The organism is Pseudochrobactrum sp. AO18b (assembly GCF_000409565.1).
Lineage (GTDB): Bacteria > Pseudomonadota > Alphaproteobacteria > Rhizobiales > Rhizobiaceae > Pseudochrobactrum > Pseudochrobactrum saccharolyticum.
Genome location: NZ_ANNO01000106.1, coordinates 1 through 8938, shown reverse-complemented (window position 1 = coordinate 8938; position 8938 = coordinate 1). Strand labels below are relative to the sequence as shown.

Here is an 8938-nt window from a genome sequence, read left to right as displayed (position 1 = left end):
GGCAGACCCGCTGCGATCGGAGAAACTCCGGCAGCGGGGCTTGAGAGGATTACTCTTTCATACCGACGGCTTCATAAACCTGCTTAATCAGGTCTGCGCCTACGCGGTCAGCCATTTCAGTATGCACAGGCTTGAGCGCTGCAACCCATTCTTCACGCTCTTCCGGTGTCAGTTCGTAGAATGTGGTCGTACCGGCCGCCTTCATTGCCGCCAGAGAATCGTCATTTTCTTTCTGGGCGATTTCGTTGGCAAAGGCAGTTGATTCAGCCATGGCTTTATCAAGCTGGGTGCGCACATCTTCCGGCAGGCCTTCCCAGAACGCCTTATTGACGATCACCGCATAGCCCAGATAGCCGTGGTTTGAGACCGTGGCATGTTTCTGCACTTCATGCATTTTCTGGGTATACATATTGGACGGCGGGTTTTCCGTACCGTCCACAACGCCGGTCTGCAAAGCCTGATAGACTTCGGAGAAAGCCAGAACCTGCGGCACGGCACCCAGCGCCTTCATCTGTGCTTCCAGAATTTTGGAAGACTGAATACGCATTTTCAGACCAAGGAAATCATCCGGCACATGCAGCTGGCTGTTTGCCGACATCACTTTGAAGCCGTTATCCCAATAGGCCAGACCTTTGATGCCCTTGGCATCCAGCTTGTCGAGCAGCGCACGGCCAACCGGACCATCGGTGATTTTGCGCAGATCATTATAGTCTTTCATAATGAACGGCAGATCGAAAACTTCAAATTCACGTACGCCGAGCGGGCCGAATTTTGCCAGAGACGGTGCCAGCATCTGCACAGCGCCAAGCTGCAGGGCTTCCAGCTCTTCTTTATCCTTGTAAAGCTGCGAGTTCGGATAGACCTCGACCTTCACTTTGCCTTCAGTGTAGGATTCAGCGAGTTCCTTGAACTTTTCGGCGGCTTTGCCCTTTGGTGTATCAGGTGCCACAACATGGCTGAATTTAATGGTAATTGCCTGCGCAAGCGCAGTTGTGCTCACACCAAAAGCGAGAATTGCAGCAAGACCGGCAGTTGTAAGAAATTTCATTGAGAGGCCCTCCCAAGCCTGCATCTGTCAGTAAAACATTCCGGCGGATAAACCGGCACGGGCTCCAAACGGAGTAAAAATCAGATAAAATCCTTAAAAGGAGTAGAGCCTCAATTCTATTGTGGAATACCACAGTATTTCTATTGTGGTTTACCACAGGCATAACTTCGTGCAGACAAGAGGTTATGCTTATAAAGCATAGTGAGGATATTCAGACGAGCGCATGAAATTTCGTCATACAGCAGCAAATCCGCAAGACAACAGCCAGAGTCTCTCCGGCTTCCGCGCATCTGTGCGTGATTATACGCTGGCTATTCCCCTGCTCGCTATCCTACTGATTGTGACCCTGATCGTTGCGCTGATTTGGATGACCTCGCGTGATAACCAGTCAGAAACGGAGAAAAAACTCACAACTGACGCGCTTTGGGTTGAGCAATATCTGCGTTTTCAGCTGCAAACCTTTGAGACAGAATTACGCGATCTCGGGGCAGATATCGAACGCGATCCGCAGCAGAAAGACACGATCAGAACCAAGGCTCAGCATCTGGTTTCCATCCATTCGGAATTCATCGATATCAGCTGGTTCACGCCGGACGGCCAATTGCTGGAAAGCGCACCACCCGGTCTCAATGTTATCGCCGACTATAAGCCGGCACTGGCCGAGCATAGCCGCCTGTTCGGCAAGCCAGTTTATTCCTCACCCCGCCATACGAGCGAAGGCTGGGTGGTCGATATGGTGGCACCAGTTTACAATAATAACCGTTCCGCAGGCACAATCTGGGTCATCATCTCACTGGACAGGCTGCTCTCGCGCAATGTGCCCTGGTGGGTTGCAGGAAAATATCAGGTCTCGCTCACAGATTCCGGCGGCGATCCCCTGATCTCAAAATCCAGCATCATGCCGACCAACGATCAGGCGCGTCACACGATTTCTTTTGATCCACCGCTGACCGGCACCTATATCACTGTCACGCCCTATCAGAGCCGTGCCGCCATCGGCCCGATTGTCATTTCCGCCGCCATTATCGGCCTGACCATTCTGGTGATTATCAATCTCTGGATGGCCTATCGCCAGAACCGGCGCAGAGCCGCAGCTGAGCACGCTTTGCGCACCGAATATGCATTCCGGCAGGCGATGGAAAACTCCCTGACCATCGGCATGCGTGCCCGTGACCGCGACGGACGCATTATCTATGTGAATCCGGAATTCTGCCGCATGGTCGGCTATGAGGAGAAACAGCTGATCGGCATGATGCCGCCGCATCCCTATTGGGCACCGGAAATCATGTCGGAAGGTATTCAGCGCCAGAATGATATGCGCAGTACCGGTATTGCCCCGCGTGAATTTGAAACACGTTTCATCCGGCCTGATGGCAAGCTGATTGATATTCAGGTCTATGAAGCCCCGCTGATTGATGCGGATGGCACCCATATCGGCTGGATGGGTTCGCTTGTTGATGTGACCGAGAAAAAGAAACTGGAAGAAGCCCGCCAGACGGAAGCTGAAAAACTTCAGCATAATGCCCGCCTGATTACGATGGGAGAAATGGCCTCCACACTGGCACATGAGTTGAACCAGCCTTTGGCCGCCATTACCAGTTATGCGACCGGCAGTCTCAATCTGCTGCAATCAGGCACGGTACAGCCGGTTGATCTGACCGGAGCCTTGCAAAAACTCTCCGATCAGGCACAGCGCGCCGGTACAATTGTCCACCGTGTGCATGATTTTGTGCGCAAGCGCTCCGTAACGCCGGAGCAGCATGACCTGCGCAAAATTTTGCAGGATGCTGCCAGTTTTGTCAGTAGCGATATTATCAAGGGTGGTGGGCATATCGATATGCGCCTGCCCGATGCGCCGGTAGCCGTGCGCGCTGATGCGGTGCTGATCCAGCAGGTTTTGCTGAACCTGATCCGCAATGCCCGCGAGGCAGCCGCAGGCCTGCCGCGTAACCGGCAGAAATTACATATCAGCCTTGAGAGTGATGAGCATGAAGCCGTTATCACCATCACCGATCACGGGCACGGTATTCCGGAAGGTATGGAGAATGAGATTTTCACGCCCTTTATCTCATCAAAATCGGAAGGCATGGGCATGGGGCTGCCGATCTGCCGTTCCATTCTGGAATCGCACAAAGGCCGCTTATGGTTGCAGGCAACACCTGACAGGCAAGGTGCCAGCTTCTGTCTTTCTTTACCGCTAAGCACGCAGGAAATCACGCAATGACCGTCCATATTGTTGATGATGATGAAGCCATTCGCGATAGCCTGTCATGGCTGTTTCGCTCCCGTGGTGTGGGCGTTGTCACATGGCCGTCCGGCGAGGCTTTTCTGCAAAACTGGTCGCCGGATCTTCAGGGCTGTATTCTGCTGGATATGCGGATGGACGGCATGTCCGGTCTTGAGGTTTTCGACAAGCTCATCAAGCTTCATGCCCGTCAGCCGGTAATTTTTCTGACCGGACATGGTGATATTCCGCTGGCCGTGGAATGTTTGAAACAGGGTGCGGCGGATTTTCTCGAAAAGCCCTTCAATGATAATAATCTGGTCGACAGGGTTCTTGCTGCCCTGCACAAAGCAAAAGAGCGTGCCGCCTCAGACCGCCAGCGCGATGAATTGCGGCGCAAACGCACCCAGCTTTCGCCGCGCGAGAATGAAGTCCTGTCGATGATATTGGAGGGTCTGCTCAATAAGCAGATTGCCGACAGGCTGGAGATCACCATCCGCACTGTTGAAGTGCATCGCGCCCATATTATGGAGAAAATGGGTGCGCGTAATGCCGTGGAACTGGCGCGCCTGATCAGTTTCAGCGAACAGGATTAACCGGCAGAGCATGTAAACTCTGCCGGTCTGAATTTTATGCATAAATAATCAGCAGATCCTTGGCATCAATCTGCTCTCCGGCGCGTACCAGCACTTCTGCCAGCACACCGTCCCGCTCGGCATGAAGGGCGGTCTCCATCTTCATCGCCTCAATCGACAGCAAGACATCTCCGGCTTTCACACTTTGTCCGCTCACCACCGCCACGGTTGAAACAATACCGGGCATCGGCGCGCCGATATGGGTCTCATTGTTCAGCTCGGCTTTGCGACGGGCACCTTTGGCAGCACCGCGTGTACGATCCGGCACTTTGATACGACGCGGTTGGCCATTCAGTTCAAAGAACACTGTGACCATGCCCTGATCATCAACATCGCCCAAAGCCTGATTGCGAATAACCAGTGTCTTGCCGCGCTCGATCTCGACAAAAACCTCCTGTTCCTGCGCCAGCCCGTAGAAATAGACCGGCGTCGGCAACACGCTTGTCGGCCCGTAAAGGGTCTGCGCACCGGCAAAATCGGTGAAGACTTTCGGATACATCAGATAGGACGCAAATTCCTGATCACTGATTTTGCGCTCCAGCTTGGTTTCAATCTCTTTGCGCTCCACCTCCAGATCAGCCGGTTGCAGCAACGCACCCGGCCGCTCTGTAAACGGCTTCTCACCCTTCAGCACTTTGGCCTGCAAATCCTTCGGCCAGCCTGCGGGCGGCTGCCCGAGATCACCACGCATCATCGACACTACGGAATCTGGGAACGCAATATCCTTGGCCGGATTGGTCACATCATCCGTTGTCAGATCCTGACTGACCATCATCAGCGCCATATCGCCGACCACTTTGGAAGACGGCGTGACTTTAACAATATCGCCGAACATCAGGTTTACATCGGCATAGGCCTGCGCCACCTCATGCCAGCGGCTCTCCAGCCCCAATGAGCGTGCCTGCTCCTTCAGATTGGTGAATTGTCCGCCCGGCATTTCATGCAGGTAAACTTCCGAGGCAGGGCCTTTCAGGTCACTCTCAAACGCTGCATATTGATTGCGTGCCGCCTCCCAATAGAAAGAAATCCGGCGGATCGAAGCCGGATCAAGCTGCGGATCGCGCTCACTGCCCGCCAGTGCTTCAACAATCGAGCCGAGGCAAGGCTGTGAGGTATTGCCAGACAAGGCATCCATCGCCGCGTCAACAACATCCACACCGCTCTCCACTGCCGCCAGTACCGTTGCCGCCGCAATACCGGACGTATCATGCGTATGGAAATGGATCGGCAGATCAGTCTCCTGCCGCAAGGCCGTGAAGAGTTTGCGTGCCGATTGCGGCTTCAGCAACCCCGCCATGTCTTTAATGGCGATGATATGCGCTCCGGCCTTTTCAACCTCACGCGCCAGTTTCAGATAATAATTCAGGTCATATTGCGGGCGCGCTGCATTCATCAAATCGCTGGTATAGCAGATCGCTGTCTCGCAAAGCTTGCCCTCTTCCAGCACGGCATCCATCGACACGCGCATATTCTCAACCCAGTTGAGACTGTCAAAGACGCGGAACAGATCAATGCCGCCACGTGCTGCTTCACGCACAAATTGCGTCACCACATTATCGGGATAGCTCTTATAACCCACGCCATTGGCACCGCGCAGCAGCATTTGCAGCAGCAGGTTCGGTGCGCCATCACGCACCTTGCTCAGACGCTCCCACGGATCTTCTGTCAAAAAGCGCATGGAAACATCAAAAGTCGCACCGCCCCAGCATTCCAGAGAAAACAGGTTCGGCAGCAGGCGCGCATAGGTTTCCGCAATCTGCGCAATATCATAGGTACGCATACGCGTGGCGAGCAAAGACTGATGCCCGTCCCGCATGGTCGTATCGGTTACCAGCACCCGCTTTTGCTCACGCATCCATTGTGCAAATTTCTGCGGCCCCAACTCTGCCAGTTTTTGACGGGTGCCGTGCTGAATATCCCCATCAGGCACATAAGGCACTTTTGGTGCGGCCGCATTCATATCCGGCAAGGCACGGCCTTTGGTTTCCGGATGACCATTGACCGTAACATCAGCAATATAGGTCAGAAGTTTGGTCGCGCGATCCTGTCGTTTCACATGCTCGAACAATTCCGGCGTCGTATCAATAAATCGCGTAGTATATTCGTTACTGCGAAATTTCGGATGCGTAATAATCGCTTCCAGAAAGGTCAGATTGGTCGACACACCGCGGATACGAAACTCCCGCAAAGCACGATGCATACGCAGGATCACCTCTTCCGGTGTCGATGCCCATGCGGTCACTTTCTCCAAGAGCGGGTCATAATAGCGGGTGATGAATGCACCGGAATAGGCGGTACCGCCATCCAGACGAATACCGAAACCGGTTGCCCCGCGATAAGCCGTAATCCGCCCATAATCCGGAATGAAATTCTGCTCCGGATCTTCCGTCGTGATGCGGCATTGCAATGCATGACCGCGCAGAACAATCTTGCTCTGCTCCGGCACACCGGATTCCGGCGAGCCGATAGCTGCGCCTTCCAGAATACGGATTTGCGCTTTGACAATATCAATGCCAGTGACTTCTTCCGTCACCGTATGCTCCACCTGAATGCGCGGATTGACCTCGATGAAATAAAATTTCCCTGATGTCACATCCATCAGGAACTCGACCGTCCCCGCCCCGATATAATGGGTGGCGCGGGCGATCTTCAGCGCATAATCGGCCAGTTCCTGACGCTGCGCATCATTGAGGTAAGGCGCCGGTGCACGTTCCACCACCTTCTGATTACGCCGCTGCACGGAACAATCACGTTCAAACAGATGCACGGCATTGCCATGGGTATCGCCGAGAATCTGCACTTCCACATGGCGCGCATGTTCAATGAGTTTTTCGAGATAGACCTCATCCTTGCCGAAAGCGGCTTTGGCCTCGCGTTTGGCTTCCATGACCTCACGCGCCAGATCTTTGGCCTCGCGAATGGCACGCATACCACGACCGCCGCCGCCCCATGAGGCTTTGAGCATCAGCGGATAACCGATGCTATCAGCAATCTTGCGCACCTCATCCATATCCTCCGGCAGAGGATCGCTGGCAGGCACCACCGGCACACCGACCTCAACGGCCAGATTGCGTGCCGCAACTTTATTGCCGAGGCGGCGCATCGTATCGCCTTTCGGACCAATGAAAATAATGCCGTTCTCAGCGCAGGCATCGGCAAATTCAGGGCTCTCTGACAGCAGACCATAGCCCGGATGAATGGCATCGGCACCGGAGAGCTTGGCAACGCGGATTACTTCATCAATTGAGAGATAGCTTTCAATCGGCCCCAGATCACGCTGCAGATGCGGGCCGCGCCCGACCTGATAACTTTCATCGGCTTTGAAGCGATGCAATGCAAGTTTATCTTCCTCTGCCCAGATCGCCACGGTTTTCATGCCCAGCTCATTTGCAGCGCGGAATACGCGGATAGCAATTTCAGAGCGGTTTGCGACAAGAATTTTATGGATAGGCAAAGCAGGTCTCCCTCACTGCAAAACTAGAGCGCCGTGTGCCAGACTTGGCACACAAAGATCGCTCTAACACTTTAAAATTAGAGCATAATTTTACCTTAAACTGATCCAAGTTTAAGGAATTATGCTCTATATTGACACATGCCGGTCGTTCCCGTGACCGGCAAAATTCCGCCTGCATACTGATCGTTTTTTTTGTGAAAGAACAGCGAAAATACGTCTTAAAATAACAATGCCCGACACAAGTGCCGGGCATTACTGAACCAATTATTCCAAAGTATTAGACCTCTTTTCAAGAAAGAGAATACTATTCTAATTCTGAAATAATTCCCTGATTTCAGGAATTATTTTTTCTGGAAATAATTATATTTTCCGTCGTCGCCTTTGCGCCATTCAAACATGACATAAGGCGAAAGATTCGGATCGCCCTTTTCATCATAGGAAATTTCGCCGAGAACCGTCTTGAACGGACCTTTTTCCTTCATGGCTGTCGCAACAGTCATAGGATCATTGGTACCGGCAGCCTTTGCCGCCGCAGCCAGAGACTGCACTGCCGCATAGGAATAGAAAGTATAGGCTTCCGGCTCAAATCCGGCATCACGGAATTTCTTGATCAGTTCAGCATTGGCCGGATCTTCACGCGGATCAGGGCCGAAAGTATTCAGCACACCGGCAACCGCATCACCGGCAATCGAAGCCAGTTCGTTGGACACAATACCGTCACCGGAAATGAACTGCGCCTTCAGATCCTGATCGCCCATCTGACGGATAATCAGACCGGCTTCCGGATGCAGACCACCCCAGTAGATAACCGTAACACCGTCACGCTTCAGCTTGGCGATCAGCGCGGAATAGTCTTTTTCACCGACATTCACGCCTTCATAAACTGTCTCTTTCAGACCCAGTTCATTCATCGCGTTCTTGGTGGCGTCTGCAAGTCCCTGACCATAAGGGGTTTTGTCATGAACAATTGCGATTTTACCGTCTTTGAAATTATCGACGATATATTTGGCGGCAGCGATACCCTGATTGTCATCGCGGCGGCAGGTACGGAATGTATTCCAGAGACCACGATCGGTATAAACCGGATTGGTTGTGCCCGGTGCAATCGCAAGAATACCGTTTTCGGCATAAACTTCCGAAGCCGGAATGCTTACGCCCGAATTAAAGTGACCGATGACAAATTGCACACCATCAGCAGCAAATTTATTGGCAACGGACATGCCCTGCTTGGGATCAGAAACATCATCGCCATAAACAAGAACGATCTTTTCGCCGTTCAGACCGCCTTCTGCATTCACAACTTCAACAGCTGCTTCCACACCGTTTTTAATCTGTGCGCCATATGCGGCACCACCGCCCGTCAGAGGTGCACCAACACCGACCAGAATATCGGCCCATGATGAACCGCTAAAGGCCAGCATTGCAGACAGTGCAACACCGCAGAACAGAGACTTCTTCATATTTCCTACTCCCGTGAATATGCTCAAAAACTGACAAAAAGCAGATTTTGAGGTCGCCGGAACACCGGCATTTTTCTGTCGGAATGAGACATCCGGCAGAATTTCTTTCAACAGTTC

Annotated in this window: 5 protein-coding genes; 2 read left to right on the top strand and 3 right to left on the bottom strand. The window is 52.8% G+C overall.

Features of this window, described 5'->3' with window-relative positions; translation table 11 throughout:
- Positions 1 to 49 precede the first annotated feature (49 nt).
- Positions 50 to 1048, bottom strand: a complete 999-nt coding sequence (locus tag A918_RS0104590; protein WP_028233390.1) for a TRAP transporter substrate-binding protein — start codon at positions 1046 to 1048, stop codon at positions 50 to 52.
- 223 nt (positions 1049 to 1271) lie between these two features.
- Here A918_RS0104590 and A918_RS19445 point away from each other — a divergent pair, with 223 nt between their 5' ends.
- Positions 1272 to 3272 carry a PAS domain-containing sensor histidine kinase gene (locus A918_RS19445; protein WP_022709914.1) on the top strand — a complete coding sequence of 667 codons (2001 nt, stop codon included), beginning with the start codon at positions 1272 to 1274 and terminating at the stop codon, positions 3270 to 3272.
- Positions 3269 to 3868 carry a response regulator transcription factor gene (locus tag A918_RS0104580; RefSeq protein ID WP_022709913.1) on the top strand — a complete coding sequence of 200 codons (600 nt, stop codon included), beginning with the start codon at positions 3269 to 3271 and terminating at the stop codon, positions 3866 to 3868. Before A918_RS19445 ends, A918_RS0104580 begins: the two co-directional genes overlap by 4 nt.
- A gap of 34 nt (positions 3869 to 3902) precedes the next feature.
- On the opposite strand, the gene pyc is transcribed toward A918_RS0104580, so the two are convergent.
- A complete protein-coding gene (pyc, locus tag A918_RS0104575; RefSeq protein ID WP_022709912.1) occupies positions 3903 to 7361 on the bottom strand; it encodes a pyruvate carboxylase in 3459 nt (1152 codons plus the stop codon).
- Positions 7362 to 7702: 341 nt separating this feature from the next.
- Complete coding sequence (locus A918_RS0104570) at positions 7703 to 8821, bottom strand: branched-chain amino acid ABC transporter substrate-binding protein (RefSeq protein ID WP_028233389.1); 1119 nt, start codon at positions 8819 to 8821, stop codon at positions 7703 to 7705.
- Positions 8822 to 8938 lie beyond the last annotated feature (117 nt).